General features: G+C 64.3%; 26 protein-coding genes and 1 pseudogene. 26 read left to right on the forward strand and 1 reads right to left on the reverse strand.

What is annotated here, in order from left to right:
- The first annotated feature begins 176 nt into the window (after positions 1-176).
- The 5 genes from F8D48_RS05805 (at position 177) to moaC (ending at position 4,867) form a co-directional block, all read left to right on the forward strand.
- On the forward strand, positions 177-920 hold the full coding sequence (locus F8D48_RS05805; RefSeq protein ID WP_135971341.1) for a TorD/DmsD family molecular chaperone: 744 nt from the start codon (positions 177-179) through the stop codon (positions 918-920).
- A 9-nt stretch (positions 921-929) separates the two neighbouring features.
- Positions 930-1,658, forward strand: coding sequence for a ferric reductase-like transmembrane domain-containing protein (locus F8D48_RS05810; protein ID WP_135971340.1), 729 nt, complete (start codon positions 930-932; stop codon positions 1,656-1,658).
- A 65-nt stretch (positions 1,659-1,723) separates the two neighbouring features.
- Positions 1,724-3,289: a helix-turn-helix transcriptional regulator gene (locus F8D48_RS05815; protein ID WP_151430416.1), complete on the forward strand. Its 1,566-nt coding sequence runs from the start codon at positions 1,724-1,726 to the stop codon at positions 3,287-3,289.
- A gap of 78 nt (positions 3,290-3,367) precedes the next feature.
- Positions 3,368-4,369, forward strand: coding sequence for a GTP 3',8-cyclase MoaA (gene moaA / locus F8D48_RS05820; protein ID WP_135971338.1), 1,002 nt, complete (start codon positions 3,368-3,370; stop codon positions 4,367-4,369).
- Entirely contained in the window at positions 4,370-4,867 is a 498-nt protein-coding gene (gene moaC, locus F8D48_RS05825; RefSeq protein ID WP_135971337.1) for a cyclic pyranopterin monophosphate synthase MoaC, read from the forward strand.
- Positions 4,868-5,086: 219 nt separating this feature from the next.
- Here the strand turns inward: moaC and F8D48_RS05830 are convergent, their stop codons facing one another.
- Positions 5,087-6,883 carry an FAD-dependent oxidoreductase gene (locus tag F8D48_RS05830; RefSeq protein WP_205717340.1) on the reverse strand — a complete coding sequence of 599 codons (1,797 nt, stop codon included), beginning with the start codon at positions 6,881-6,883 and terminating at the stop codon, positions 5,087-5,089.
- Positions 6,884-7,149: 266 nt separating this feature from the next.
- Here F8D48_RS05830 and F8D48_RS05835 point away from each other — a divergent pair, with 266 nt between their 5' ends.
- The 21 genes and pseudogenes from F8D48_RS05835 (at position 7,150) to ruvA (ending at position 25,951) form a co-directional block, all read left to right on the forward strand.
- Positions 7,150-8,616 (forward strand): helix-turn-helix transcriptional regulator, encoded by a 1,467-nt coding sequence (locus tag F8D48_RS05835; RefSeq protein ID WP_170272752.1) that lies wholly within the window; start codon positions 7,150-7,152, stop codon positions 8,614-8,616.
- 53 nt (positions 8,617-8,669) lie between these two features.
- Positions 8,670-9,470: a YebC/PmpR family DNA-binding transcriptional regulator gene (locus F8D48_RS05840; RefSeq protein ID WP_028027350.1), complete on the forward strand. Its 801-nt coding sequence runs from the start codon at positions 8,670-8,672 to the stop codon at positions 9,468-9,470.
- A gap of 270 nt (positions 9,471-9,740) precedes the next feature.
- The gene (locus tag F8D48_RS05845) at positions 9,741-10,541 is read left to right on the forward strand and encodes an SDR family NAD(P)-dependent oxidoreductase (protein WP_151430418.1); all 801 of its coding nucleotides are present in this window, start codon (positions 9,741-9,743) and stop codon (positions 10,539-10,541) included.
- A 221-nt stretch (positions 10,542-10,762) separates the two neighbouring features.
- Complete coding sequence (locus tag F8D48_RS05850; RefSeq protein WP_160325228.1) at positions 10,763-12,154, forward strand: RNA-binding domain-containing protein; 1,392 nt, start codon at positions 10,763-10,765, stop codon at positions 12,152-12,154.
- 1 nt (position 12,155) lies between these two features.
- Positions 12,156-12,362, forward strand: coding sequence for a Rossmann-fold NAD(P)-binding domain-containing protein (locus tag F8D48_RS05855; protein WP_201757803.1), 207 nt, complete (start codon positions 12,156-12,158; stop codon positions 12,360-12,362).
- 270 nt (positions 12,363-12,632) lie between these two features.
- Positions 12,633-13,118 carry a type III toxin-antitoxin system ToxN/AbiQ family toxin gene (locus F8D48_RS05860; RefSeq protein ID WP_028027347.1) on the forward strand — a complete coding sequence of 162 codons (486 nt, stop codon included), beginning with the start codon at positions 12,633-12,635 and terminating at the stop codon, positions 13,116-13,118.
- Between the two features lie 198 nt (positions 13,119-13,316).
- The gene (locus F8D48_RS05870) at positions 13,317-13,688 is read left to right on the forward strand and encodes a nucleotidyltransferase domain-containing protein (RefSeq protein ID WP_035022613.1); all 372 of its coding nucleotides are present in this window, start codon (positions 13,317-13,319) and stop codon (positions 13,686-13,688) included.
- A 31-nt stretch (positions 13,689-13,719) separates the two neighbouring features.
- Positions 13,720-14,094: pseudogene (locus F8D48_RS05875) on the forward strand (HEPN domain-containing protein); the annotation flags it as partial.
- A 308-nt stretch (positions 14,095-14,402) separates the two neighbouring features.
- The gene (locus F8D48_RS05880; protein WP_135971296.1) at positions 14,403-14,921 is read left to right on the forward strand and encodes a hypothetical protein; all 519 of its coding nucleotides are present in this window, start codon (positions 14,403-14,405) and stop codon (positions 14,919-14,921) included.
- Positions 14,922-14,923: 2 nt separating this feature from the next.
- A complete protein-coding gene (locus tag F8D48_RS05885; protein ID WP_151430422.1) occupies positions 14,924-16,060 on the forward strand; it encodes a DUF6273 domain-containing protein in 1,137 nt (378 codons plus the stop codon).
- Between the two features lie 63 nt (positions 16,061-16,123).
- On the forward strand, positions 16,124-16,609 hold the full coding sequence (locus tag F8D48_RS05890; RefSeq protein ID WP_135971294.1) for a hypothetical protein: 486 nt from the start codon (positions 16,124-16,126) through the stop codon (positions 16,607-16,609).
- Positions 16,610-17,056: 447 nt separating this feature from the next.
- Positions 17,057-18,205, forward strand: a complete 1,149-nt coding sequence (locus tag F8D48_RS05895; RefSeq protein WP_160325226.1) for a reverse transcriptase domain-containing protein — start codon at positions 17,057-17,059, stop codon at positions 18,203-18,205.
- A gap of 35 nt (positions 18,206-18,240) precedes the next feature.
- A complete protein-coding gene (locus F8D48_RS05900) occupies positions 18,241-18,858 on the forward strand; it encodes a zinc-ribbon domain-containing protein (RefSeq protein ID WP_202095911.1) in 618 nt (205 codons plus the stop codon).
- Between the two features lie 2 nt (positions 18,859-18,860).
- Complete coding sequence (locus F8D48_RS05905) at positions 18,861-19,637, forward strand: zinc ribbon domain-containing protein (RefSeq protein ID WP_135971292.1); 777 nt, start codon at positions 18,861-18,863, stop codon at positions 19,635-19,637.
- Positions 19,638-19,647: 10 nt separating this feature from the next.
- Positions 19,648-21,993 carry an NADase-type glycan-binding domain-containing protein gene (locus F8D48_RS05910; RefSeq protein ID WP_170272754.1) on the forward strand — a complete coding sequence of 782 codons (2,346 nt, stop codon included), beginning with the start codon at positions 19,648-19,650 and terminating at the stop codon, positions 21,991-21,993.
- An 11-nt stretch (positions 21,994-22,004) separates the two neighbouring features.
- A complete protein-coding gene (locus tag F8D48_RS05915; RefSeq protein ID WP_135971290.1) occupies positions 22,005-23,624 on the forward strand; it encodes a zinc ribbon domain-containing protein in 1,620 nt (539 codons plus the stop codon).
- Between the two features lie 218 nt (positions 23,625-23,842).
- Entirely contained in the window at positions 23,843-24,058 is a 216-nt protein-coding gene (locus F8D48_RS05920; RefSeq protein WP_028027339.1) for a DUF3791 domain-containing protein, read from the forward strand.
- Positions 24,055-24,531 (forward strand): DUF3990 domain-containing protein, encoded by a 477-nt coding sequence (locus F8D48_RS05925; RefSeq protein WP_135971573.1) that lies wholly within the window; start codon positions 24,055-24,057, stop codon positions 24,529-24,531. The genes F8D48_RS05920 and F8D48_RS05925 overlap by 4 nt, the downstream gene beginning before the upstream one ends.
- Positions 24,528-24,785 carry a hypothetical protein gene (locus F8D48_RS05930; protein ID WP_028027337.1) on the forward strand — a complete coding sequence of 86 codons (258 nt, stop codon included), beginning with the start codon at positions 24,528-24,530 and terminating at the stop codon, positions 24,783-24,785. The genes F8D48_RS05925 and F8D48_RS05930 overlap by 4 nt, the downstream gene beginning before the upstream one ends.
- A gap of 69 nt (positions 24,786-24,854) precedes the next feature.
- Positions 24,855-25,352, forward strand: coding sequence for a crossover junction endodeoxyribonuclease RuvC (gene ruvC / locus F8D48_RS05935; RefSeq protein ID WP_135971572.1), 498 nt, complete (start codon positions 24,855-24,857; stop codon positions 25,350-25,352).
- Complete coding sequence (gene ruvA, locus F8D48_RS05940) at positions 25,349-25,951, forward strand: Holliday junction branch migration protein RuvA (protein ID WP_135971571.1); 603 nt, start codon at positions 25,349-25,351, stop codon at positions 25,949-25,951. Before ruvC ends, ruvA begins: the two co-directional genes overlap by 4 nt.
- Positions 25,952-25,957 lie beyond the last annotated feature (6 nt).

The raw sequence follows: 25,957 nt of genomic DNA on the forward strand, positions 1-25,957 counted from the left end.
CCTCCCTCCCACCCTGGGCGGCCGGAAAGCGGTTTGGGATTGCCGGCGGCGTCCTGCCGCCGCCCATTGCAGCGCAAGAACGGCGTCCTTCCGCGCGGAAGACGAGGGCGTGGTTTTCGAGGATGCGGTTCTTGCCCTACAATGAATGGAACATCGAACTGAGAGAGAGGGTGCTTATGGAGCAGACTGGCCAGAGGGCCGAAGGGGAGGCTCTGGAAACGACCGCGCAGGTGAATGAGGCCATGATCGAGGCTCTCAAGGGCCGTGCGGCGTTCTACGACCTCTTGGCCGCCATCTACTTCCGTCCGCTCACGGCTGAGCAGATCGAGAACATCGCGAATTTGGATATGTCGGAGTACGCCGACATGAACGAGCTGTTCGCCGAGGGGGCCAACGACATCTCGCGCTACCTGCGCCGCCGCCATTCCGGCACGCGCCAGGAGCTCGCGGTGGACTTCACGAGCGCCTTCGCGGGCACGCAGTCGTGGAAGGGCCGCTACGCCGTGCCCTACGAGTCCGTGCACACGAGCGAGGAAGGTCTCATGTTCCAGGACGCCTACCACGAGGTGTTCCAGCTCTATAAGCAGAACCACGTGGCGAAGGCCGAGGGCTACGATTTCCCCCACGATCACCTCTCGTTCATGTGCGAGTTCATGGTGGTGCTCTCCGATCGCATCGCGGCCGCCATCGAAGCCGGCGACGACGCCGGAGCGCTCGAGCAGGTGAACGTGTCGGCGGCGTTTCTGCACGATCACATCCTGTCCTGGTTCGACACGTTCCAGGAGCTGGCGCTGCTGCTTCTGGAGACGCGCTTCTACCGCGGCGTCCTCAAGATCAGCAAGGGCTTCTTCCTGGAGGACGCGGAGCTTCTCAAGAGCATCGCCGTGGAACTGGAGCAGCGTCTGGAAGACGAGGAGTAGGAGGCTCCCATGGATTTCGCTATCATCCTGGCCGCGACTGTCGCCGCGTGCTTCGCGCTGCGCAACCCCCTGAAGGCGTGCCCGCTCGCCTTCTACCTGGCGGCTATCGCCGTGGACGTGCTGTACGTGTACGGCGTGTTCTTCGGGCTGCCGCGCGCGGTGTGGAGCCCGCTGTTCGTGCTCGTGCAGAAGTGCGAGCTGGCGCTCGCGCTGTTCACGGTGGTCATGTTCATCGGCTGCCTGTCCCGGGAAGGGCGCGCCTATAAGTGGCTCAAGCCGGTGCGCAGCGAGCTGTCCATCGTGGCGTGGTTCCTCTCGCTCGGGCACATGGCGGTGTACCTGGAGAACTATCTGCCGCGCCTTCTCGACGCCGGCGCGGTGAGCAGCAACGTGGTGGCCTCCTTCGCCCTGGCCGTGGTCCTGCTCGTGCTGCTCGTGGTGCTCGGCGTGACGTCGTTCGCCTTCGTGAAGAAGCGCATGCGCACCGATACCTGGAAGCGGGTGCAGAAACTGGCCTATCCCTTCTTCGCGCTCGTGTACGTGCATCTGCTGCTGATGCTTCTGCCCTCCGCCCTGCACGGAGGCGCGGCCTCCTCCGCATCGGTGGCGGTGTACTCCATCGTGTTCGTCGCCTACGGGCTCACCCGCGCGGGTCGTGCGCTGGCCGACGGGCACGAGGCTGCTGCAACTGCCCGCTCCGCGGCCGCCTTCTCCGATGAGCTGGAAGTAGTATCGTAGCTGGAAGACGGTAACGGGAGGCGCTCCGCCATGGGCGGGGCGCCTCCCTGCTAAGGGGGAGGAATATGACCGCGACGCGGACGTTTCTGGCGAGGCTCGTGAAGGCGTGGCCGGCGCTGCCGTACCTGTCGTTGGGCGCATGGCTCGCGTCCATCCACATCGCCAGCTCGGGGACGGCATGGCTTTCGGATACCGAGATGAATGGTGGTAACCTGTCCACGCTGTATATCTACGCCTCGCTGGCGGCGGGAGCGGTTCTTCTGGCTGCCACGTTCGCCGCTCCCCGGGTGAGGGAGACGCTCCGGCGCCCGCGGACGGCGATTGCCGCCGGTGCGCTAGCTGCTGCGGGCAACGCCCTCGTCATCGCCATCGGCCCCTACTACCTGACGGCGTACCTCCCGGTGGAGGTCGTCTACGCGCTCTTCCGCGTGGGAGGCTTCTGCCTCGGTGCGGGTCTGGGCATCATCGCTTTGCGCTGCGCCCAGCTCTACGGCGCGTTGCCGCCGCGTCAGGTGATCGCCTACGTCGCCTTCTCCCAGGTGCTTGTGGCCTGTGCATTTTTCATCGTCGTGGGGTCGCCTTCCTGGGGACCGGTGTCGGGAGGCCCGGCCTTGGCCGGCATCGTGGCCTTTGTGGGGCTGCCCTTATTGGCAGGCTGCATGGCCTCGCTCTCCCGCTACAGCGATGAGACTGTTCCCGCAAGCGGCCGCGTCGTCACGCGGTCTGCGCTTCCGCGGTCGTTCTGGAAGCTTCTGGCCGTGGTGTTCGTGTTCTCGTGCATCGTGTCGTCGGTGTACGCATCGGTGGTGGCCGTGTCTCCCATCGGCACCACGCTGGACGGATCGCGCCTCGTCATGGTGGTGCGGATGCTCTTGGCTGCGGCCCTGGCATGCGTGGCCGTCGGCACCGAAGGCGATAAGCTCAACTTCGGCAAGGCCTATTCCATCGTGATGGTGGCCTCGGTGGCGCTCGTGGCCTGCCTGCCGCTCATGTCGGTGCTGCACACGGTGCTCGCCCAGGTGGTTTCGTTGGCGAGCGTGGTATTCGAGCTGTTTTTGTGGTGCACGCTCGCCTTCATCGTGTATCAGCGGCGCATCTCCGCAGTGATCGTGTTCGGCTACGGCTACGGGGCCTATCTGCTCGGCAGCGGCCTAGGGTGGCTCTTCGGCGTGCAGGCGCTCGGCTCCCTGTTCGGGGCTATCGGCGAGTCGTTCGCCTACATGGCCATGGCGCTCGTGGTGCTTGCCTGCGCCTTCATCATCTTCTCGGAGCGCGAGTTCGATCGGCTGTTCGCCCCCATAGAGGAGGGTGCGCCCTCGCTCGGCGACCTGCTGCGGCAGGATCTGGCCGCAGGCGAGGAGGCCGACGGCTCTGCGGAAGGCGAGCCGGTGCGCAAGGGGCGTTTCGGCGTGGCCATCGACCAGCTGGCGACAGCCTACCAACTCTCGCCGCGCGAGACCGATGTGCTGCGCTGCCTGGCCATGGGCTACAACTCCTCCACTACCGCCAGCAAGCTCTCCATCTCCTGGAACACGGTGCGCACCCACACCCGCAACATCTACGGGAAGCTGGGGGTGCACTCCCATCAGGAGCTGATCCGCCTCGTGGACGAGGCGACGGCGGGGGAGTAGCGGCGCGGCCCGTCGGCGCTTGGCGGTTTATTCGCGCTTGTGTATAATGGCTTCCGAGAGACGAAGCAAGGGGGAGCCTTGAAAGATTCGCATGGGCGCGTGATCGATTATCTGCGCATCTCGCTGACGGATCGGTGCAATTTCCGCTGCGTGTACTGCATGCCTGCCGACGGCGTGTGCTCCATGGGCCACGACGAGATCCTGCGTATCGAGGAGATCGAGCGCTTGGTGCGGGTGGCCGCCGGCCTCGGCATCAAGAGCGTGCGCCTCACGGGCGGCGAGCCGCTCGTACGCAAGGGCGTGGTCGATCTGGTGGACGCCATCACCGATATCCCCGGAATCGAGAACGTGTCTATGACCACTAACGGGGTGCTCCTACCGGCCATGATCGACGATTTGCGGGCCGCGGGCCTGTCGCGGGTGAACATCTCCCTGGACACGCTGGATCCCGACCAGTTCCGCACCATCACTCGGGTGGGACGGCTTGAGGATACGCTCGCCGGCATCGATGCCGCGCTCGCGGCCGGGCTCAACCCCGTGAAGGTGAACGCCGTGGCCGTGCGCAGCCTCGAACAGGACTTCCTCGCCTTCGCCAAGCTGTCCATCGACCGGCCCCTCCATGTGCGCTTCATCGAGTACATGCCCGTGGGAGACACGAGCGAGGATGCCGGGACCGGGTGGGGGAAGGGCGACGTCATTCCCTCCGAGGAGCTGTTCCAGACCATCAACCGCCGGGCCGTGGCGGCGGGGCTGCCCTCGCTGCGGGCCGCCGGGGCCGCCAAGCCCCTTGGCTGGGGGCCGGCCCGCTACTTCGAGTTTCCCGGAGCCCGAGGCAGCGTGGGGTTCATCAGCCCGCTGTCGCGCCACTTCTGCAGCGAGTGCAACCGCCTGCGGGTGACTGCCGATGGCAAGGTGCGCCCCTGCCTGTTCTCCGATACGGAGTACGATGTGCGGGCCGCCCTGCGGGCCGGCGACGACGGGGCCGTGCGCGCCGTGCTTCTGCGCGCCCTGGGCGCCAAGCCTGACGAGCACCACGACAAGGTGGGCACTGACCGCAAGATGAGTCAAATAGGAGGATAAATGAGCGAGCTGACCCATATCGACGAGAACGGCGACGTGCGTATGGTGGACGTGTCGCAAAAGGCCGACACCGAGCGCGTGGCCGTGGCCGAGGGCTTCATCTCCATGAAGCCGGAGACGCTGGCGCTCATCGTGGAGGGCAAGGCGGCCAAAGGCGATGTACTCGCCTGCGCGCGCGTGGCCGGCGTCATGGCCGCGAAGAAGACGAGCGAGCTTATTCCCATGTGCCATCCGCTGAACATCACCAAGGCGAAGGTGGAGTGTGCGCCGGCGACCGACGGCGAGCGCGCCGACGGTCGGGTGGGCATCCATGTGACGTGCACCTGCGGCGTGACCGGTAAGACCGGCATCGAGATGGAGGCGCTCACGGCGGCTTCCGTGGCGTGTCTGACCATCTACGACATGTGCAAGGCGGTGGACCGCGGCATGGAGATCAGCGAGGTACGCCTGCTGAAGAAGGACGGCGGCAAGACGGGCCTGTGGCTCCGGGAGGAGTAGGAGCACCAGATTCGCCGCATGCAACGAAGGCGACGATGTCCGGCCGGGAGCCGGACATTCTTTTCACAAAAGCGAAAGCCCCCGGCCGGGGAGGGAGCGGCCGGGGGCTTTATTGATGATCTGCGGCAGCCGGGAGGGAGAAGGCCCCGCAGCGGGAATGGCGTTTCAGATGGGTCGGAGCGCGGCCGATGTCGGCGGCGCTCCGACCTGCTGGCATTACTAGCCGAGGAACTTCGCCACGGACTTGCCGCACTCGCGGCCGAGCACCAGCGCGAAAGCGAGCGAGCAGCCGGGAATGGGGGTCACGTATTCGGTGCCGAAGCGGCGGCCGCAGTCGTTGCCCGACACATACAGGCCGGGGATGGGCTCATAGTTGGCGTCCAGCGCGTTCTGCTCGCCGTCGGTGATGATGCCGCCCATGGTGACCATGGTCTCGCCGAGCACCAGGTCGAAGGTGCAGGCGTAGAAGGGGCCGTCCTTCACCGGGAAGAGCACTTCCTTCGCGCGGCCAAACTCCTCGTCCACGCCAGCGTCGCAGTAACCGTTCCAACGCTCCATCTGAGCGACGAACTCGGTGACGGCGTCGCCAGAAAGGCCCATCTGGGAGGCGAGGCCCTCGAGGGTGTCGTCGGCGATCCACTCCACCTGGGTCATGGGGCCGTGGCCGCCCGGGCCTTCTTCCTCGGTCTGCTCGGGCTCTTCGTAGGTGCCCTTGAACTTGGCGTAGGCGGTGTCCAGGGACTCGCGCAGGGAGGAGATGTTCTCCTCGTTGGCAGTGAAGCCGGCGTGCTGGGGCAGGGTGTACTGGCGGTAGTCGGTGAAGCTGTTGTCCACCACGGCGTACTTGGTCTTGCGGCTCATGAACACCGTCTGGTAGCCGCGCTGCTCGCTGGTAGGATAGTACTCGTTGGCGAAGCGCTTGCCAGACTCATCGATCCATACGGCCTGGGGCAGGCAGTTCATCTTGCCGGGCACAGCCAGGCCCTTCATGTTCATGCCGGCCACCGGGGTCGTCTCCAGGTGCGCGCCGGCCCAGTAGGCCATCTGCACGCCGCGGCCGTCATTGGCCGACATGGAGGTCAGCGCGTCGTTGCCGGCAAGGGCCTGGGCCATGTCGGGCATGAAGTAGGCCATCATCTCGGGATTGCCGCCCATGCCGCCGCAGGCGATGACGACGGCCTTGCTGTTCACCTTGATGTAGCCGCTGTCGTCCTTCGCCACGAGGCCCGCGACCGCGCCGTTCTCCATGATGACGTACTCGGCGGTAGTGCCGAAGTGGAACTCGGCGCCTTTGTCCTCGGCAACGGCCTTGTTGGAGAGGATGATCTTGGTCTGGTTACACTCCTGGCCGTAGAACGAGCAGACGCTGGCCCAGAACTTGATGCCGGAAAGCTCGCTCATCTGATGCTCGGTGGGCGGGAAGAACGCCGTGGTCATGGATGCGAAGTCATCGTCGGTCAGCTGATCGAGGTACCAGTTGGAGTTGGCCTCGGAGTTCTGGGCGAACTTCATGACCAAAGACGGGTTCGGCATATTCGAGGTGATCTTCATGAAGTTCTGGTAGAACTCCACCGGATCGATGTGCGGCACGCCGCGCTCCTTCAAGATAGCTGCGTTCAGCGAAGCGAACTCGTTGCCCACGGCGGCGAAGGTGTCCTCGGGCTGCTTTTCGATCATGACGACCTTCTTGCCCTGCTCGGCCAGCTCGCGGCATGCGCACATGCCGGCGTAGCCCATGCCCGCGACGACAACGTCGCAGTCGATTTCGGTGGCGAACTCGGTCACCTCGGCCGGGGGCGTCATCCAGCTGGTATCGGTGACGTTATGGATGTGCACGTCGCTCGCGCCGGCTCCCTGGGCTGCCGGGTCAGTGCCGGCGGTGTCGGTTGCGCTCGCGTTGCCGTTGGCGGTCGGCGCGCAGCCGGCCAGGCCCGCCACGCCGGCCGCCGCGGCGGCCATGGCGCCCATGCCGATGAACGAGCGACGGGACATGCCCTTCAGGTTCTCCTTGCTCATTTCCCTTGTCCTCCCTTAGGTATCGGGGATGTTGCCTCGCGGCGCCTCTTGCCCCGCGATGGCCCCATGGTGGCATGGCGTCGGGGGCGCGAGAAATCGTTGAATCGGGGTATTTGGGGGGAAGCGGCTCTCGCGGAATTGGGGTAGATACAACTAAACACCAGGTCACAGTTGATTTTGAAAAGATGGCGGAACGGTTACGTCCCCTATCGGAAACTTTGGGTATACTAGGCAGCGATCTGCTGCGACGTGAACCGGGGAGGGTTGTGCCGTTGCATCTCAGCTCGTCATTCAAATTGGAAACGCTCATGCTGGCGGCCTTCTTGGTCACCCTGCCCATATACGCGCCGAACCACCTGCTCTTCGAAGCGGGGGTCTACGATGCGGGCGCCTATATGGCCCCTTTCGCTAACACGCTGCTCGGCGGCTCTGTCGCGGGTGGTATGCTGGCCGCATGGCTCTCCTCCCGAGAGGGCGGCCGTGCGCGGCTGCTCGGAAGCCGGTGGGTGTATGCGGGGGCGGCGTGCTATCTTGCCGGCTACGGGCTGTTCATTCTGGCGGCTGCCGTTCCCGGTTTCGCGGCGTCGGGCCTGGCCGTGGCCGCTGGTGCGCTCCTTGCCGCGGGCACGGTGGAGCTGGCCGTGGCGTGGGGCGCCTACATGGCTCAGTACGATTTGCGTCAGGCGCTTCTGTGGGTGGCGGTTATGGTGGGACTTTCGTCCCTTCTGGAGATGCTGCTAGCCTCGGTGACGTTTGCCGTGGGTCTGCTCGTGTTCTGTGTGCTGCTGCCCCTCAGCTGCTTTCTGCCCTGTTGGAAGGCGCGCCGAGGCGAATTGGGGGCGTCCCGCGGGGCCGTCGGGGAGGCGGCTGGCTGCAGCCTGGCCCGTGGATTCGCCATCATGGTCCGCCTTCTGGCCATGCCCTTTGCGGGGCTCATGGTGTTCGCCTTCCTCATGGGCGCGCGCAGGTTCATCTTGTTCGACGTGGTGCACACGGAGGTGCTCGGCTGCGTGCTGGGGGCGCTGGTGGTGGTGCCATTGTGCTTCGTGCGCTCGTCGCGGCCGCTTCTGCCCGTCATCTACCGGCTCGCGCTGCCGACCTTCGCGCTGGCGCTCGTCTTTCTGAACAGCTTTCCCGCGGGCACGCCGCCTCTGTGGTTCGCGGCGTGGCTGACCTATGTGTTCTTTGGCATGCTCGCTATTCTGGCTCTGGCGAGCCTGGCGGCCCTTGCCCATGGGGGCGAGCTGCCCTGCGGTTTCGTCTACGGCGTGGCTGTGGCCGGCTTCGCCCTGTGCTCCATCGCCGGCGTGGCGGCGGCGTGGCTGCCTCCCTTCCAGGAGCAGGGCGGAGGTCCGGCGCTTCTGGTGGTGAGCACGCTGTTCTTCGTGGCGCTTATCGGCGATGCGCTGGCGGCGCTGTGGCGTGCATCGCGGGGTGCGACCTCGCATGACGCGGGGGAGGGAGAAGCCGACGACCTGCCCGGCCGCCCGCCCGCGCCAGTGCCGGCTGCGCGCGACGTGGCCGCCCGCTGCGCGCTGCTGGCCGATGGGGCGGCGCTCACCCCGCGCGAGCGGGAGATTCTGGGGTATCTGGGCCGCGGCCACGGCATCGCGTTCATTGCGGGAACGCTCGTCATCTCCGAGAGCACGGTGCGCACCCACGTGAAGGCCATCTACCGCAAGGTCGGCGTGAGCTCCCGCGAGGAGCTGCTGGAGCGGGTGGACGAGGGGTAGGAGCTGTGATACCATGAACCGCTGTTGTATTCGTGTTTTGAAGGGACGTATCCATGTCAGGGCATTCTAAGTGGGCAACCACCAAACATCGCAAGGCCGCGCAGGACGCTAAGCGCTCGGCTCTGTTCTCCAAGCTGGCTCGCAACATCACCGTGGCTGCCAAGGAGGGTGGCGACCCGAACCCCGACAACAACGCGTCGCTGGCCGCTGCCATCGAGAAGGCCAAGGGCTATTCCATGCCCAAGGACAAGATCAAGACCGCTATCGACAAGGCCTTCGGCTCCGGCAAGGACGCCGCCAGCTACGAGACCGTGGTCTATGAGGGCTACGGCCCGGCCGGCGTGGCCGTGCTCTGCGAGGCCCTGACCGACAACCGCAACCGCACCGCTGCCGACGTGCGCGCGGCGTTCTCCCATTCCGGGGGCAACCTGGGCACCTCGGGTTCGGTGGCGTTCCAGTTCGACCGCAAGGGCCAGATCATCGTGTCCAAGGAAGTGGAGACCGGCGACAAGAAGAACCCGGTGGGCCCCAACGGCGCTGCGGCCGACGAAGAGGAGTTCATGCTGGCCGTGGCCGAGGCCGGCGGCGACGACTACGAGGACGCCGACGAGGAGTGGATCGTCTACACCGCGCCGAGCGACCTCATGGCCGTGGTGAAGGAGCTGGAGGCCCAGGGCATCCAGGTGAAGGGTGCTGAGATGACCATGATCGCCGGCACTCCCACCGAGGTGAGCGTGGCCGACGCGAAGAAGGTCATGCGCCTCATCGACAAGCTAGAAGAACTGGAGGATCTGCAGGCGGTGTACCACACCATGGACATCACCGACGAGATCGCCGAGGCGCTCGACGAGTAATCGCGCAGCCTCACATAGCGTGCACCTGCAAGGGGCGCCGGACTCAGGCTCGGCGCCCCTTTTGTCATGCGGGCGGTGGCGGCGCCTCTTCTCATGGGGGGGGGGCTGTCAGGGGCAGCTCCCTCGTCGTGGTGCCTTTCGGGGACGCAGACGCCCCGTGCAACATTCCGGAAACATCGGGGCGGGGAAATCTGGTAGGGTAAAGGCACGTAAACGCGCGGGAGACATGCTGCCGAGCGCGGTGCCCCGCCATTCGACAAGGGAGGCTCCATGGGTTTTCTCGAAGGTAAGACCGCCATCATCACCGGCGCCGGCTTCGCGGCACTGAAGGACGGCAGCGCCGGTTCCATCGGCTACGGCATCGCCACGGCCTATGCCAAGGAGGGCGCGAACCTGGTCATCACCGGCCGCAACGTGCAGAAGCTGGAGACGGCCAAGGAGAAGCTGGAGGCCGAGTTCGGCATCCAGGTGCTCTGCGTGGCCGCCGACGTGAACGCGGGCGCCGACAACAAAGCGGTGGTGCAGAATGTGGTGGATTTGGCCATCGAGAAGTTCGGCCGCATCGACGTGCTGGTGAACAACGCTCAGGCCTCCGCTTCCGGCGTTACCCTGGCCGACCACACCACCGACCAGTTCGATCTGGCCATCTACTCGGGCCTGTACGCCACCTTCTACTACATGCAGGCGTGCTACCCGCACTTGAAAGAGACGAAGGGCTCGGTCATCAACTTCGCCAGCGGTGCGGGGCTGTTCGGCAACTTCGGCCAGTGCGCCTACGCGGCGGCCAAGGAGGGCATCCGCGGCCTTACCCGCGTGGCCGCCACCGAGTGGGGCCCCGACGGCATCAACGTGAACGTGGTGTGCCCGCTGGCCTGGACCGCCGCCCTGGAGAACTTCCAGGAGGCCTACCCCGACGCCTTCGAGGCCAATGTGCACATGCCTCCCATGGGCCACTACGGCAACGTGGAGACCGAGATCGGGCGCGTGGTGGTGCAGCTCGCGAACCCCGACTTCAAGTTCATGAGCGGCGAGACCCTCACCCTGGAAGGCGGCATGGGCCTGCGTCCGTAAGCGCGCCGCGGAAAACCTGCAGCATCAAACCGGCCCGGAAGGTGCGAGCGCCTTCCGGGCCGGTTGGCTTTGGGAGGGGCGCGTCGCCGTTGTGCGGATGTCTCGAAGGTTCAGATACTCTTCGGGAGAATTTCCCTTATTTCTTCCCTTATTCCCTTATTTCTTCCCTTATTCCCTTATTTCTTCCCTTATCTTGTATCTATGAAAAGAAAGGGGGAGTGGTGGAGCATTCTGTATTCGAGGACATTCTACGGCGAGGGGAATCTACGACAATCGAGTTCAAGCGTTGCGGCTCAAGGCCGGAGCGGGATTCCCTTGAAACAATTTGCTCTTTTGCCAACAGAAACGGGGGCAGCCTCTTTCTGGGCGTGACGGATAGCGGGGAAATCCAAGGCATCCCCTACCAAAATCTACTTGAGATAGAGCGCAATCTCATCAACTGCACATGCAACCCCGACTTGTTCAACATGCCGCCTAGCTTGGAGTTCGAGCAGATAGAGTACGGAGGACAGTGGGTCTTGCGCGTTTGGGTGCCTCCTACCCAGGGAGTGTACCGCTTTAAAGGACGCGTATACGATAGGCTTGCCGATGCGGATATTGTCTTGAAGGCCGATACTCAGATCGCATCCCTCTATCTGAGGAAGTACTCCATTTTTACCGAGCAGCACATCTTTCCTCATCTGCGCATCGAGGATTTGGAGCCTGGCCTTATCGACAAGTGCCGGCAGATTGCCTCATCTCGAAGACCGGGTCATCCCTGGGCCGAAATGGATGACATGGAGCTGCTGCGAAGTGCGCAGCTCTACACGAGGGATATCGAGACGGGCGCCGAAGGCCTCAATCGAGCTGCGGCGCTGCTTCTCGGGCGCCGCGAAGTGGTACTGGCGGCTTGCCCGGCTTACAAGACGGATGCGGTGTTTCGCGAGCGGCAGGCTGATCGCTATGATGACCGGGAGACCGTGAGGGATAATCTTGTGACAGCCTACGGAACGTTGCGCGATTTCTGCGCGAAGCATCTTCTCGACCCGTTCTATCTTGAAGGCGACCGGAGGGTGAGCGTGCGCGATATCGTAGTGAGGGAAATGGTGTCCAACACGCTTATCCATCGTGAGTTCACGAGCCCCTTTCCCGCAAAACTCATTATTGACGAGTCGGGGTTTCGGACCGAGAACGCGAGTCGAGCCCTCTTCGAGGGGCGCTTGACGTTGTCGGACTTCAACCCCATGCCGAAAAATCCCATCATTGCCAGCTTCTTTACGCAAATCGGCTATGCCGAAGAACTGGGAAGCGGACTGAGGAACCTGGAGAAGTACTCGAAAGCGCTTCTCGGGGCCGATCCCGTGTTGAGCGAGGGGGATGTTTTCGTAGCGCAGATTCCGCGGAAGAAGGGCTTGGCCGAGGGAGATCGGGCTTCCGGTGCATTGAAAGAGAATACGCGACTTGCGGTTCTTGCTCTCTTGGAAGAAAGAGGGGCGCTCTCGGCGGGTGATGTGGCCGCTGAGTTGCACATTACGTCGAAAACTGCAGCGAAGTACCTGAAGGGCCTCGCTTCGGATGGGCTTGCGGAGACTGATGGAAATGTGAGGACACGGCGATACTTCTGGGCCGGGTAGCTTGGCAACGCCGCAAGGGGGCTGGGAGAACTTCCAGGAGGCCTACCCCGACGCCTTCGAGGCCAACGTGCACATGCCTCCCATGGGCCACTACGGCAACGTGGAGACCGAGATCGGGCGCGTGGTGGTGCAGCTTGCCAACCCCGACTTCAAGTTCATGAGCGGCGAGACTCTCACCCCGGAAGGCGGCATGGGCCTGCGCCTGTAAGTACGCCGCGGAGAACCTTGCAGCATCTTTCCGTGGAATGCTGCGACGGTTTTCGGAAACACCCTTGATTTCTCGCTTGTATTACAGCACACTAGCGTCATTCAAGGTGTTCCGCCACCGATAAGAGCGGCTGGTTTATTCAAGGTGTTCCGCCACCGATAAGAGCGGCTGGTTTATGCAAGGTGTTCCGCCACCGATAAGAGCGGCTGGTAAGCAGAGCGGTTCGGCTTCGGTCGGGCCGCTCGCTTGGTACAGGGGGAAGGGGCTGGCATGAAGGAGATGAACTTCTATACGGTTGATCCGGACTACATCGAGGCGCTGCAGGCCGTCGATCCGAAAGTGCCGAACATCAAATACGAGACGCACGACAAGTTCGCCTGCGGTGTGCTCTTCGAAATTGCGGGCCATGAGTACTTCGCGCCCATATCTTCGTTTAAGCGCCAGCAGAAGACGAACTTCATCATCAAGAATTCCAAAGGCAAGCTGGTGGGGTGCGTGCGGTTTAGCTTCATGTTTCCCATCCCGAAGGGTCTCCAGGTGATTAAGGACTTCTCGGCAGAAGATCCGAAGCGCAAGCGACTGCTGATCGAAGAGCTAGCATACTGCAACAAGCATGCGCGACGGATTAAATCCAAGGCGCTCCACGTGTACCGCACCGCCACGTCTGGAGAGGACGCGCAGATGGCCGCGGTTTGCTGCGATTTCAAGGCTCTAGAGCGCTACGTGCGCGAGCGTTACGGAGACGATCGCGGCTAGCTGGTGGTGCAGCTCGCGAACCCCGACTTCAAGTTCATGAGCGGCGAGACTCTCACCCCGGAAGGCGGCATGGGCCTGCGTCTGTAAGTACGCTCCAGATTGGGAAATTGTTTTCTTGCGCCGCGGTGGCCGCTCGGGCCATCGGGCCGCTCTCGTGTTACACTGGCGGTGAGCATTTGGAGCGCGAGAGGAGGCGTGGTGGAAAACTCGGCAATACGGACGCCCGCTCACCCGGTGGGCATTTCCGATGGGCTGATAGAAGAGTTGGCCTCGGCCATTGCGGGCCGCGTGCCCGGTGTGCGCGAGCTTATTCTCTTCGGCTCTCGCGCCGACGGCACTTATTCTTCCGACAGCGACTTGGATCTTTTCGTACTCGTCGATGGGTACGAACGGGATCGTCTCCATACGACCATGGCATGCGCGGCGGCAGCTGCCGCACCGGCGCGACGCCGAGGGCTCAAGCGCGACGTGATCGCAGCGAGCGTCGGCGATTACCGACAGAGAAGAGCCATGGCGGGGTCGGTGGAGCAAGAAGTGTATCTTAAGGGCGTGACCATCTATGCAGCTTAGCAATGCGTAAGAGCTCGTAGCCGCTGCCGAACGTGATGCCCGCGCCTGTTCCGTTCTCATGAACTCCGATCCTGATTATCTCGGTGGCCAGGCGTCTTTCCATGCGCAACAACGTGCCGAGAAATATGCCAAAGCAGTTGCCTTGGAGGTTCTGGGAAGCTATGGTCGCACCCATCAGATTGACGATCTTATCGAGGCTGTGGCTCAGGCGAAGGAAATTGAAGTTCCAGAGGAAATACTTGATCATGCTGCGCAGCTGTCAGCCTATGTCACCATGGCTCGTTATCCTGCGGGTTTCGAGATAAGCGCCGAGGACGCTCGCGAGGCTATCGCTTATTCCGACGAGGTGGTTGGTTTTCTCGTCGATATCGGATTCGGCAAGATTCTTGGCATGGAGGGCGAATAGCTTCAGAAGGCTTGCGGCTTGCTGGCGGCATTCGCCACTCGATGCGCGTTCTGCGTTCCTGTCAGCGGAAATCGTCGTGCGGTGTTGCCAACTTGTGATACACTTGCGCTCATGCTGTTAACCAAGCGCACATACACATGCCTGGGGGGGGGTCTCACCGTTAAATCGGCGTAGGCCGCCGCGCTTTAGGGCAGTAATTTCGCGGGGCAGGTTTCCGCAGCAATCACGGAGATACAACCGAATAGAGGGTAGCCACAAGACGTTTCTCGGCGCCTTGGCTCGTTGCGCGCTCAGAAGGGTGGTTTCTGGTGGATTCGATCGCTGAGTATATTCTAAACGGATTAGTTGATGTGGCTATCATTGTTGGAGCGGCCACGATAGCTGCCATCATGTTCGTTGGCGTTACTTGTGTCTTTCAAAAAACTGGCTTGATCGCGACACGGATGGGCGGAACGTGTCTCTACGGCGCGTACGTCATTGTTTTCTTCGCAATACTTCTAGTGTGCTTTTTGTGCACGGGATCGACGTTCCTTGAAGTAAGATCGCCAGCGATACCCGTTCTCATCCTTCTTACGGCACTCGTGCTTTTGTTTGCCCGCTCGGCTTTGGAGGAGCGGGGTTTTAGCCAAAACATCGACTGTGTCATGGGGCTGATGTTTAGTGTGCTGGCGCTCGTGGCGTTTTTTGTTCCTTATCCGAAAACATTGTGCGGAGAAGTATTCAGCTTGACGTTGGAGATAAGCGCTGTCGCTTGCGGAGGCTCCTTTCTTGTGAAGAAAGCCATATATCACTTTGCCAAAAAGAAGAGTAATGAGAAAGGTAGGTAAGTATGTTTTGTCCGAAGTGCGGGAACGAGGTTGCGGAAGGGTCGGCCTTCTGCGGGAAGTGCGGGGCGCCGGTGGGCGGCCCGGCGGCGGCCGCGGAGACGCCCGGTGCCGCGGCGGCCGGGCTGAAGCCCGCCCCCATGGGGGTGCCCGGGGTGCCGAGTCCGAAGAAGGGCGGCGCGAAGGTCGGCATCATTGCGGCTGCGGCCGTGGTCGTAGTGGTGCTCGTGGCTGGGTTCGCGACGAACTGGTTCGGGCTGGCGGGCGTGCAGCCGAAGGAGGCCGTGGACGTACCGGTGGCAAGCCAGAGCGCGAATGATGCGCCAGATGCCGACGGCCAGGACGCTGCGGGCGATCAGGGCGGCGAAGCCGCCACGGTGAAGTCGGCGGTGGAGGCCTACACGTGGGACGAGCTGGCGCAGATCTCCGATGAGATCGGCGCGGCCGGCGACGAGGCAGCGGCCATCGAGGTCGCGAAGAAGTACAACCTGTGTACGCCCGAGGGCAAGCTGGACGGCACCCAGGTGAAGCTGGTGACGCTTACCAACAACATGACGGTGCCCGTCCAGATCGTCGGCTTCGCCCACGACGACAAGACCGCCGGCGGCAAGGCCGGCATCACCTTCATGTTCGGCGATGCCATAGCCGAGGCCCCCATGAATCAGACCGACACCAACGCCGGCGGCTGGGAGGCCTCGCAGATGCGCGCCTACCTGAACGGCGACGGCATGGCGCTGCTCCCCGAGGATTTAAAGAAGGTCGTTGCTCCCGTGGACAAGCTCACCAACAACGTGGGCGAGACCCAGGACGTGTCGGCGGTGACGACCACCTCCGACTCGCTGTGGCTGCTCTCGGCCGCGGAGCTGTGTGGGAGCATCGACTGGTACAGCGATCCCTCTTACAACGCCGTGCTCAACGCCGAGGGCTTCGAGTATCAGCTCTTTCGCGACACGGCTGTCGATTCCTCTAATGCCAACGACATCCTCGTGAAGAACTACCAGAACTCGCCGATCTTCTGGTGGGTGCGTTCTCCGATTCCGCTCTACTCGGACCGCTTCCGGTACGTGGGCTCCGACGGCTACCCGGGCTACTACGGCTACGCCAGCTCTTCCCGTGGCGTGGTTCCCGGCTTCTGTCTATAAACCATCCTGCAATCTAAACCCCCATGCCTATATGGCATGGGGGGGGGACGGAAAGGGCTTGCGATGAGCAACGTACCCCCATCGAAACGCGAACTTTCAAGCGTCGAATACGTGTACAACGCAGCGCGGCTGTACAGTTTTACCCTGGACTGCGCTATGAAGTTGCCGAAGCGCTGGATGTTCCTGCTGACTGAGCGCACCGTGGATGCGGCGGCTCGGGTGCTCGAGCACGCCAAGGCCGCCAACAGCATCTACGTCACCTGCGCGGTAGATGCCGACCTGCGGCGGTTTCACCTGAACCAGGCCTACTGCTACGCTCAGGTGCTCGCCAGCTACGTAGATGAGATGTTCGAGCGCTTTCCCTCTCGCGAGGACGGCGGCGGCGCGTGTATCTCGCAGGCGAGCTACTTGCGCTGGGTGGAGTCCATCGATCGGGAGTTCAAGCTCGTGAAGGGCGTGATGGCCTCCGATAAAAAGCGCTTCGGAGGCTACTACGCCAAGGAGAGTGCGGCGGCCGTGTCGGCCCAGCTGGGGCTCTTCGATACCTGATTTTTGGGAAATGCCGGCCCAGGCCGGTTTTCCGGGGTGCATCCTGATCGCCGAACAACTGGTGGGAGCGTTCTCCGAATCCGAACAACTCGGACAACTTCCAGAACGTGAACTCCGACGGCAACCCGAACAACAACGACAACGCCAGCAATTCCAATGGCGTGGTTCCCGGATTCTGTTCATGGACGGCTCAGTAACCGCCTTGCGGCGAACACGGATGAACGGACAGAAGGAGGAGGCATCCCTTCCGCTGCGGCGGATAAACCATGGGTCCCGACGGCGGTGGGCGAACGCTGCTTGCATGGGGGCGCGGCCGTGCCCGAGCGCCCTTTCATGCCCAGCTGCCAGGGGCGGCCTGATACGGCAGGGCCTTCGGTGCCAGGGCTGCCTGCGGGGCCCTATGAGAACGCTGCCGCCTTCGGGCGGCCAGTCAGATCGAGAGGAGGCATGGCTTTGAGAAGCGAGGAGCGCCGCGAGCGCCGTTACCGGCGGCGCCGGATGTCGCGCGAAGCGCGGAGGCGCGATGCCATTTTGGCGGCGGGCGGCTTGGACGCCGCCTTGTCGCTGCGCTCGCTGGTGGATGCCTCGCATCATTGTCAGCGAGGGGTTGCCTGGAAGCGCAATGTGCAGGGATTCTGCCTGAACCGCGTGCTGCAGTGCGCCCGCCTGCACCAGATGTGGCTTTCCGGCGCCTATGCGCCCGGCGAGGCCAAGCGCTTCACGGTGAGCGAGCGAGGCAAAACGCGCTCGATCAGCGCAGTGCCCTTCCGCGACCGCGTGGTGCAGCGAGCGCTGTGCGATACGGTGCTGGTGCCGCTTGTGCGCCGGACGCTCATCTACGACAACGGCGCGAGCCTGAAGGGGAAGGGGACGTCGTTCTCGCTCGATAGGCTGGAACGGCACCTGCGGGAGCATTACCGTCGCCATGGCGCGGTCGGGGGTATTTTGCTGTTCGACTTCTCGAAGTTCTTCGAGTCCATAGACGTGAACAAGCTGGTGGCGATGATGGACGGCGCGTTGGGCTATCCGCCGCTGGTGCGGTTCGTGGAGCTGTTTCTGCGCAGCGAGGAACGCGGCTTGGGCCTGGGCAACCAAACCTCCCAGACCGGGGCTATTTTCTACCCCAGCGGCATAGACCATTGGGTGAAGGAGACGTGGCGCGTGCGCGGTTACGGCCGATACATGGACGACGGTTACGCTCTGTTCGCCGACTGGGATGAGATGAAGCGGTTCGCCATTGCGTTCCAGAAGCAATGCGCGGCGCTGGGTATTGCGGTGAACCCGCGCAAGTTCCGTATGGTGCCCGCGACAGCGCCATTCGTGTTTCTGAAGACGCGGTTCCAGCTGGACGAGCGGGGACGGGTGCACCGCCGAGTGTGCGCCGAGGGCCTCAAACGCGAAAAAAGACGACTGCGGAAGTTTCGGAGCATGATAGGCGAGGGACGCATCAGCTATGGGGATGCAGCGCGATCCTATGCCTCTTGGCGCGGCACCCTGGCCCGAGGCGATGCGGCGGGTTTTCTGCAATGCAAGATGGACCGTTACTTCTATGCGGTATTCGGTGTCCCCTGGCGGGAATGCCTGGCATGTCAGTGAGATAGATGCAAGGATCGAGTAAGGAAAGGATGACCATGGGATTTCTGGACAACGTGACCTCGGCGGTGAACCGGGGGACGGCGGCCGCGGGACGCGGCGCTGACAAGATCAAGCTGAACGCTCGCATCGGCGAGCTGAACCGCCAGCGACAGAACCTGGCGGCTCAGCTGGGGGCGAGCCTGTACGAGGCCACGCGGGGCGACGCGGCACTCACGGCCGGTCGCGAGGCGCTCTACGACGGCATCGCCCGCATCGACGCCGAGCGCGAGGAGTGCCAGCGGCAGATTGCGGCCATCGACGAGCAGGCCGCGGCTGCGGCGACCGCCGCCACGGGCTTTGCCTGTGCGGTGTGCGGGGCGCACATGACCGGCGCCGACCTGTTCTGCGCCGGCTGCGGCACCCCGGCCGAGAAAGCCCGGGCCCAGGCGCCCGCCGCGCCGACTCCCGCGCACGCGGCCGGACCTGCGTGCGCGAGCTGCGGGGCGCCGCTCGGCGCGGGTGATATGTTCTGCATGAGCTGCGGGGCCAAGGTGGCAGCGCTCGCGGTTAGCGCCGGCGCCGGAGTGGGCGCGTCCGAGCTGGTGGAGGCAGCCGGCGACGGCAACGTGACCGTGACGCCCGGCGGCGAGAGCGCCCCGAAGGGAGGCGAGTAGCCATGTTCTGTCCCCAGTGCGGCAACCAGCTGCCCGACGGCAGCGCCTTCTGCGGCAAATGCGGCGCCCAGCTCGGTGCGGCGCCGGCTTCTGCCCCCGTTGCGGGCGCGAGGGGGCCGGTTGCGGCGGCGCCCAAAGCCCCGTCGGCTGCTGGCACGTTCCCTCCTTTGCGCATCGCCGCCGTTGTGGCGGCCGCCGTCGCTCTGGTATTCGCCCTTATGCCGTGGTTCACCACGAGTTCCGCGGCGGTGACGGCGAGCGGCTACGCCTCGGGCGGCGCCGACCTTCTCGCAGGGCTTACCGGCGCCGATGTGTCGCTGCCCGAGTTCGAGGAGAGTTACTCGGTGTTCCAGTTCGGCGAGCTGGCGGCCACGGCGACGACCTATCTGGACGCCGAGGCACAGATAGCCGATGCGGTGGAGGCCGCCGATGCCGCGGCGTCGGGCCGCGCGCGGGCCATTAGCCTCGCCGAGCCCCAGGGGTCGCGTGAACCGGCCGAGGCGCTGCTCGGGGCGATGGTGCGCTGGGCTGCGTCCTGCCTCGTGGTCGTCGCCGGTGCCGTGTGCGCTCTGGCAACCCGCGGCCGCAACGGCCTGGTGCTGGGCATCGGCGCCGGGCTTCTGGCGGCTGAGGCCTTTGCCTGGGCCTTCATTTCCTACGGTGTTTTGGAATCGGCGGGCCTGGCCGCCTCGGGCGGCGCAACGAACGCCATCGTGTGCGGCGTGGCCTCCCTTGCCGCTATCGTGTGTGTGCTCATTTCCCGCCAGGCGAAGGCATAAGGAGGTGTCCGTGTTCTGTGCCAAATGCGGCAACGAGATGCCGGATGGCTCCAAGTTCTGCACGAAGTGCGGTGCTGCCTTCGGGGGCGCCGTGACCCCGAAGACTCCGACGGGTGCTGCGGCGCTTAGTTCCGGCGCGCGGCTGTCTCCCCGCAAGGTGAAGATGGTCGCAGCCATCGCTGCGGCGACGGTCGCGGTTGTGGGCGCGTCCTTCGCTATCTGGACGGTCTTCTTTGCTCCTTACGACATCGACGAGAGCCGCTTTCCCGATCCGGTCCTGAGGCAGGCGATCCTGGACCAGGTCGATCCCGATGGCGACGGCAAGGTGGCCCGCGACGAGGCGGCGGCCGTCGAGTCGTTCTCCGTGGACGGCGCCTCGAGCGTGGCAGGGCTGGGCATCTTCCCCAACCTGAAGGCCCTGGCGCTGTCGGGCGAGGCCCTGCGCTCGGTCGACGTCGCCGATTGCACGGCCCTGGAGTCGCTCTCAGCCGAGGGGTGCGTACAGCTGGCCGAGGTGATCTTGGGCGAAAAGCCCGCTCTGCGCGTCTTCTCAGCGCCAAATGCCGAGATTGCGAGCATCGATCTTTCCCGAGCGCCCGCTCTGGAGACCTTGGACCTGGAGGGAAGTCCCCTGACCGAGCTCGCCTTGGGTGCATGCACCGGCCTGGCGTCGCTCAACGTGCGGGGAACCGCCCTGACGGCGCTCGATTTGTCAGGTAACGGCGTCCTGTCCGAGCTGCTCGTCGACGATGCCGTGCGGTTGGATAACCTGGACGCAACGCCCCTGCACGAGCATTGGGCTGTCAGCTCGTTTACGCGAGCGGTTCCCGACCTGGGCGATATCGAGGGCTATGAAGTGCGCGCCGAGGGCGAGTTCGATGATGCCGGCAGGCTCATCGCCCTTTCCACGTACCAGTACGACCAGGAAGAGCGCTACGAGTACTCCTACGACGAGGCAGGGCGCCTTGTGGCCATGGAAGACAGCGGGACCAACGGCTCGCCGGCCGTCCACTGGGACGTCTCCTACGACGAGGCGGGGCGCCTGTCCCAGGCATCGTCCGATATGGGCGACAGGTACACGGTGGGCTACGGCGCCAACGGGCTGCCCGAGACGTGCCGGGCGGTGGTAGGCCAGGGAGGCGCGAGCACGCTCGTCTTCTCGTACGACACTGACGGCCGCCTTGCCTCGTGGAGCCACCGCTACGAGGGCGGCAATGATTCCGTGCTGGTCGTCGCTTACGGGGATGATGGGCGTATATCGTCGGTATCGAGCCCTGACGCCGGCTCCTTTGAAGCGAAGGCCTATGGCGTGGAGCGCAATGGCGACGGCGAGCCGGTTCGGGTGTCGTACCGCTGGGGGCACTACGGCTCCTATGCGCAGACGATGTCCTATGCCGACTCCGGTGCGCTGTCCGATGCGGTCCGCGATGTCGAGGCGAACACGGGCGTCATGCGCTGGAGCTTTCCGACCGTCTCCTCCACGTCGTTCGAGTACGACGACCGAGGCCGCTTGGTGAAGTGGCAGCCGCAATACGGGGACACGGCAAGCGACGGGGCTGCGAAGTCGGGGGAGTGCACGTTGTCCTACAAGCGGTTCGTCACCCTGGAGGAGGACTACGACGCGCCGCGTTTCGCGCAGATCGACAATATCCTGTCCGCCTGCCTCGATCCGTACTTCTGGAACCCCTTCCGCGCGTTCGCGGAGGATCGGGCCGACTCCCAGCTGATTTACGGCGGCGTCCCGGCTGCCTTCGAGGTTGCGGATGGGGGCGCGACGGCTGCAGCTGGCGAAACGTCGGCGAAGGGCCAGAGCGGCGCTTCTCCCGAGGCCGAGCGCGGCTCTTCCGAGGGCGGGCAGGCTGATGAGGCGGAGACCCAGCCCGAGGCTGCGGTTCCCGAGGAGGCCGTCGAGCCCGTGGCCTTCAAGGGCATCACATCGGCCGAGGCGAGCAGCGCGCTGCCTGTGGACGAGGTAAACACGAGCGGCTACGATGCGTCGAATGTTCTCGACGGCGACTTGAAGAGCGCTTGGGTCGAGGGCGTTTCCGGGTCGGGTCTGAACGAGTGGATTTCCCTCTCGGGTGGCGGTGAGCAGGGGTTCAGCGGCTTCACCATTTGGAGCGGGTATCAGAAGTCCGACCGCCACTACGAGATGAACGCGCGCCCGTCGCGTGTCGGCGTGTACGTCGATGGGGAGCTTGTGGGTCGCTTCGACCTTGAGGACGCCGGGCTGACCTCCCAGCGTATCGACTTCGGCAGCACCTATCCCGGCAGCGAACTGCGGATAGCGGTGGAGAGCGCGTATCCCGGCTCGAAGTACGAGGACTGCGCCATTTCCGAGATCGAAGTGTTCTAAGGAGATACTACATGTTCTGTACCAAATGCGGCAATGAGATGCCGGATGGTTCCAAGTTCTGCACGAAGTGCGGTGCTGCCTTCGGGGGCGCCGCAACACCGGAGGCTCCGACGGCCGCCGGCAGCGCGTCTGGCCAGGGTGTTCCTGCTGCCGGCGCGCCCGAGGCTGCGGTGACGCCCAAGAAGAAGCGCGGGGCGCTCGTAGCGGGCATAGCCGCGTCGGCGGTGGTGGCGCTGGCGGCGGTGGGCATCGCCGTGGCGAACCCCTTCGCGGCACCGGAACCCGCGCCTGAGCCCGCGTCCGCGCCGGTCGAGGAGCCAGCCGCCGAGCCCGAGGCGGCCGATCCCGAGCCCAAGGGGGCTGTCGACGCCGAGCCCGCAGCCGCGTCGGAGCCGGCGGTGCCGGCGCTTCCCGCGGTGTGGTTCGGCGCCCATGCTAGCGACGGCTTCTCCCTGGTGAACGAGTACGGCAACGTCACGGTGCCGGCGGTTTCCGATGCCGTGCTTAAGACGCCCTTCGCGGGTGGCTTCTCGCTGGGCATCTGGGAGACGAGCGAGTACGACGCCGAGTGGGACGCCGTGCACGACGAGCAGACCCATTACGCGCTCTTCGACAGCACCGGCGCGGCGGCGGTGGACCTCGATCCCGTTCTGGCGGCAGCCGGCATCACGGGGCAGTCCAGCGTGTCGGGCGACGTGACCTCCTATGCTGACGGTCGCCTCGTTCTGACGGTGATCGCCCAGGAGGCCGGCCAGAGCAACGTGTTCTTGGTGCTTAACGAGCAGGGCGGCCTTGCGTTCGAGCTGGGGAAGGCGGCGGAGGGCCCGCTTTCGGGGTGGCCCGCGGCCGACGCCTTCCACGACGGGGTGCTGCTGGCCCGCGCGGGCCACGGCGAGGAGTACCTTCTGGACGGGAGCGGCAACGTGCTCGCTTCGAGTCAGGAGGCAGGCGCCCCGATCGTCTCCCTCGGCTACGGGTACTACCGCAAGGACGCCCCGGACGACCAGAAGGTCTACGGCTACGACGGCCAGCCGCTGTTCGACGCTGCCAGCGTGAACGAGGGCGACATCATTGGCGGGGAGCTGGACTACGACCAGCCCGGCGGCAGTGGCATCGTGCAGGTGTCCGCCGAGCGCCAGAACCCCTATGGCGGCGCCAACAAGTCTCTGGCCGGCCTGTACTCGGTGGGCGCCGGCGCGTGGATCGTGCCGCTGGGCGAGGGGCTGGACGCCTTCAGCGATGCAAACGACGGCATGCTGTGGGTGCGCACGGCGGGCCCGATCGGTTCTGCGGCCAGCGGGGACGGCGCGGCCGCTGCGACGAGCGGGGACGGCGCCGCTGCGGCTGGCGGGGATGCCGCCGGCGCATCCGGCGGCGACGCGGCGCTCCGGTCGGCTATCGTGAGCGCTTCGGGAGAGGTGGTTTTCGACGCCTCCATGGCCGATGCCGCGCTGACCATCCCCGAGGACTTCCGCGCCTGCTACCTCCACGACGGGTGGTGGGGCATCTGCAATGACACCACCTCGGCGCCCTATGCGCTGGTGTGCATCCAGGACGGGAAGTTCCTCGGCGCCATCGACGCGCCTGCGAATCTGGCCAACTATCCCAACTCGGGCATGTACAACGTGTAGAGGTGCGATAGGCTGAATTCCGGCTTGCAATCAGCAAACATATGTTCTATGATAAGCCCCACCGATTTTGGAAAGTGGGGCTTATCTGTTGGCTGGCACGGCGCGCATCATACTGGGAATCGACCCGGGCCTGGCCCATACGGGCTGGGGCTTGAGGGGCCGGCCGGCGCCTTGGTACAATAAAGCGTGGTTGCTGGTAGGATGAAGGAGGTGTCTTCGTGTCGAAGCGAGAGGTTGAATTCGTAACGTACTGCATCGGCAATTTGTCCGAGCGACTTGGGCGGAGCCAAACCGAGATTTACAACCTGCTGGCACGCAGCGGTATTCTCCAGGATTACATCGTTGCCTCTTACGATGTGCTGCACACCTTCGGCAAAGACTACCTCATGGAAGACCTCATCGGTTATATGCGTGAGAAGAAGCTGGTCGCATGAGGGTCTACCATGCATCCGACTGCGTGGTGAGCAGTCCCGACACCGAGCATTCCCGCGATAACCTCGATTTCGGGCGTGGCTTCTACGTCACGACTATTAAGGAGCAGGCGGTCAGCTACGCCCAGCGCTTCCTTCGCCGTGGCCGAAAGGCCTATGTGGGGGAGTACGGCCTTGATGAAGATGCGCTTGCATCCCTGGCCGTCCTCGAGTTCTCGGCCTACGATGAGCAATGGCTCGATTTCGTCATGGCATGCCGCGGGGGCGCTGACGACACCTCTTGGGACGTTGTTATGGGCGGCATTGCCAACGACCGTGTGTTCACCACGGTCGATTTGTACTTCGCGGGCGAGATAACCAAAGACGAGGCGTTGGGGCGATTGACCTACGTGAAGCCCAACGACCAGCTATGTTTCCGAACTCAGCGGGCAATCGATCGCGCGTTAAGATTTTGCGGGGCGGAGGAACTCTCGTGAGCAATGCAGGAAAGCAGACCGTATTGCAGATGAAGTACGCTCGCATTATTGATGCTATGGCCCGGCTCGGGCAGATGACGCCCGAGGAGGCGATGGACGTCTTCTATAACGCGCCTTTGATGCCGTTGATCCAGGAGGGTGTTGCCGATCTTCATTGCCGAAGCGATGAGTACTTGGCGAAGGAGATACTTCGGGATGCGGGGCTTCCTGCCTGTGATTCGCCGGGACCTTCCTCGCAATCCGTTGAGAGATAGCCGGCTTGCAATCAGCAAACATATGTTCTATGATAAGCCCCACCGATTTTGGAAAGTGGGGCTTATCTGTTGGCTGGCACGGCGCGCATCATACTGGGAATCGACCCGGGCCTGGCCCATACGGGCTGGGGCGTGGTGGAGCAGTGCGGCTCGCGGCTGGGATGCGTGGCCTACGGGTGCGTGGCCACGCCGGCCGATGCGCCCTTGGCCGAGCGGCTGCTGAAGATACACCATCAGGTGGGAGCCGTGATCGAGCGGTTCCGGCCCAGCTGCGTGGGCATCGAGACGGTGTGGTTCGGCAACAACGTGACGGCGGCCTTCGCCACGGGCCAGGCCCGCGGTGCGGCGCTGGTGGCCTGCGCCGAGATGGGGCTTGCTGTGGGCGAGTACTCGCCGAGCCAGATAAAGCTGGCCGTGGTGGGCGAGGGCACGGCCGAGAAGGAGCAGGTGCAATACATGGTACGCCACCTGCTGAAACTCGAGCGCGATCCGGCGCCCGACCACGCGGCCGACGCCCTGGCCGCGGCCATTTGCTATACGACCCACGAGACGGGGAGGTTCGCATGATAGCGTTTCTGAGCGGGGAAGTGGCGGCGGTGCTGCCGCCGAATACGGCCTACATCGACGTGGCCGGGGTGGGCTATGCCGTGTCCATGCCCCAGGGAGATTTGGGCAAGCTGGAAGTGGGCAAGTCGGCGCGCGTGCTCACCTACCTGTCGGTGAGCGACAACGGCCTGGGGCTCTACGGGTTCCTCTCCGACGAGGAGAAGGCCCTGTTCGAGAAGCTTATCGGCGTGTCGAAGGTGGGGCCGAAGATGGCCCTGGCGGCCCTTTCCACCTACACCCCCCGCGAGCTGGCCGACGCCATCGCAGCCCAGGATATCGCGCGGGTGTCCCACATTCCCGGTGTGGGCAAGAAGACGGCCGAGCGCATCATTTTGGAGCTGAAGGGCACGCTGGAGCGCGGTTTGGAAACGCTGTTCGACAGCGGTGCCGCGGACGGGGTCGCCTCGGCGGCCAGCGTGGCGCTGACCGGCGCCACCGAGGCGCTGCTCTCCATGGGCTTCACCTCCGCCGAGGCCGAGGTGGCCTTGAAGGGCGCTCCCGAGGGCGCTGGCGAGGGCGCGCTGCTACAATATGCGCTGAAACGTTTGGGAAACCGATAGCGATAG

Source organism: Adlercreutzia muris (assembly GCF_008831045.1).
GTDB classification, from domain to species: Bacteria; Actinomycetota; Coriobacteriia; order Coriobacteriales; family Eggerthellaceae; genus Adlercreutzia; species Adlercreutzia muris.

What these genes read in the sequence shown, in the direction of transcription:
- F8D48_RS05805 (WP_135971341.1), top strand. Translation starts at nt 177, where the DNA reads ATGGAGCAGACTGGCCAGAGGGCCGAAGGGGAGGCTCTGGAAACGACC.
- F8D48_RS05810 (WP_135971340.1), top strand. Translation starts at nt 930, where the DNA reads ATGGATTTCGCTATCATCCTGGCCGCGACTGTCGCCGCGTGCTTCGCG.
- F8D48_RS05815 (WP_151430416.1), top strand. Translation starts at nt 1,724, where the DNA reads ATGACCGCGACGCGGACGTTTCTGGCGAGGCTCGTGAAGGCGTGGCCG.
- moaC (WP_135971337.1), top strand. Translation starts at nt 4,370, where the DNA reads ATGAGCGAGCTGACCCATATCGACGAGAACGGCGACGTGCGTATGGTG.
- F8D48_RS05830 (WP_205717340.1), bottom strand. Translation starts at nt 6,883, where the DNA reads ATGAGCAAGGAGAACCTGAAGGGCATGTCCCGTCGCTCGTTCATCGGC.
- F8D48_RS05840 (WP_028027350.1), top strand. Translation starts at nt 8,670, where the DNA reads ATGTCAGGGCATTCTAAGTGGGCAACCACCAAACATCGCAAGGCCGCG.
- F8D48_RS05845 (WP_151430418.1), top strand. Translation starts at nt 9,741, where the DNA reads ATGGGTTTTCTCGAAGGTAAGACCGCCATCATCACCGGCGCCGGCTTC.
- F8D48_RS05860 (WP_028027347.1), top strand. Translation starts at nt 12,633, where the DNA reads ATGAAGGAGATGAACTTCTATACGGTTGATCCGGACTACATCGAGGCG.
- F8D48_RS05885 (WP_151430422.1), top strand. Translation starts at nt 14,924, where the DNA reads ATGTTTTGTCCGAAGTGCGGGAACGAGGTTGCGGAAGGGTCGGCCTTC.
- F8D48_RS05890 (WP_135971294.1), top strand. Translation starts at nt 16,124, where the DNA reads ATGAGCAACGTACCCCCATCGAAACGCGAACTTTCAAGCGTCGAATAC.
- F8D48_RS05895 (WP_160325226.1), top strand. Translation starts at nt 17,057, where the DNA reads ATGGCTTTGAGAAGCGAGGAGCGCCGCGAGCGCCGTTACCGGCGGCGC.
- F8D48_RS05900 (WP_202095911.1), top strand. Translation starts at nt 18,241, where the DNA reads ATGGGATTTCTGGACAACGTGACCTCGGCGGTGAACCGGGGGACGGCG.
- F8D48_RS05905 (WP_135971292.1), top strand. Translation starts at nt 18,861, where the DNA reads ATGTTCTGTCCCCAGTGCGGCAACCAGCTGCCCGACGGCAGCGCCTTC.
- F8D48_RS05915 (WP_135971290.1), top strand. Translation starts at nt 22,005, where the DNA reads ATGTTCTGTACCAAATGCGGCAATGAGATGCCGGATGGTTCCAAGTTC.
- F8D48_RS05925 (WP_135971573.1), top strand. Translation starts at nt 24,055, where the DNA reads ATGAGGGTCTACCATGCATCCGACTGCGTGGTGAGCAGTCCCGACACC.
- ruvA (WP_135971571.1), top strand. Translation starts at nt 25,349, where the DNA reads ATGATAGCGTTTCTGAGCGGGGAAGTGGCGGCGGTGCTGCCGCCGAAT.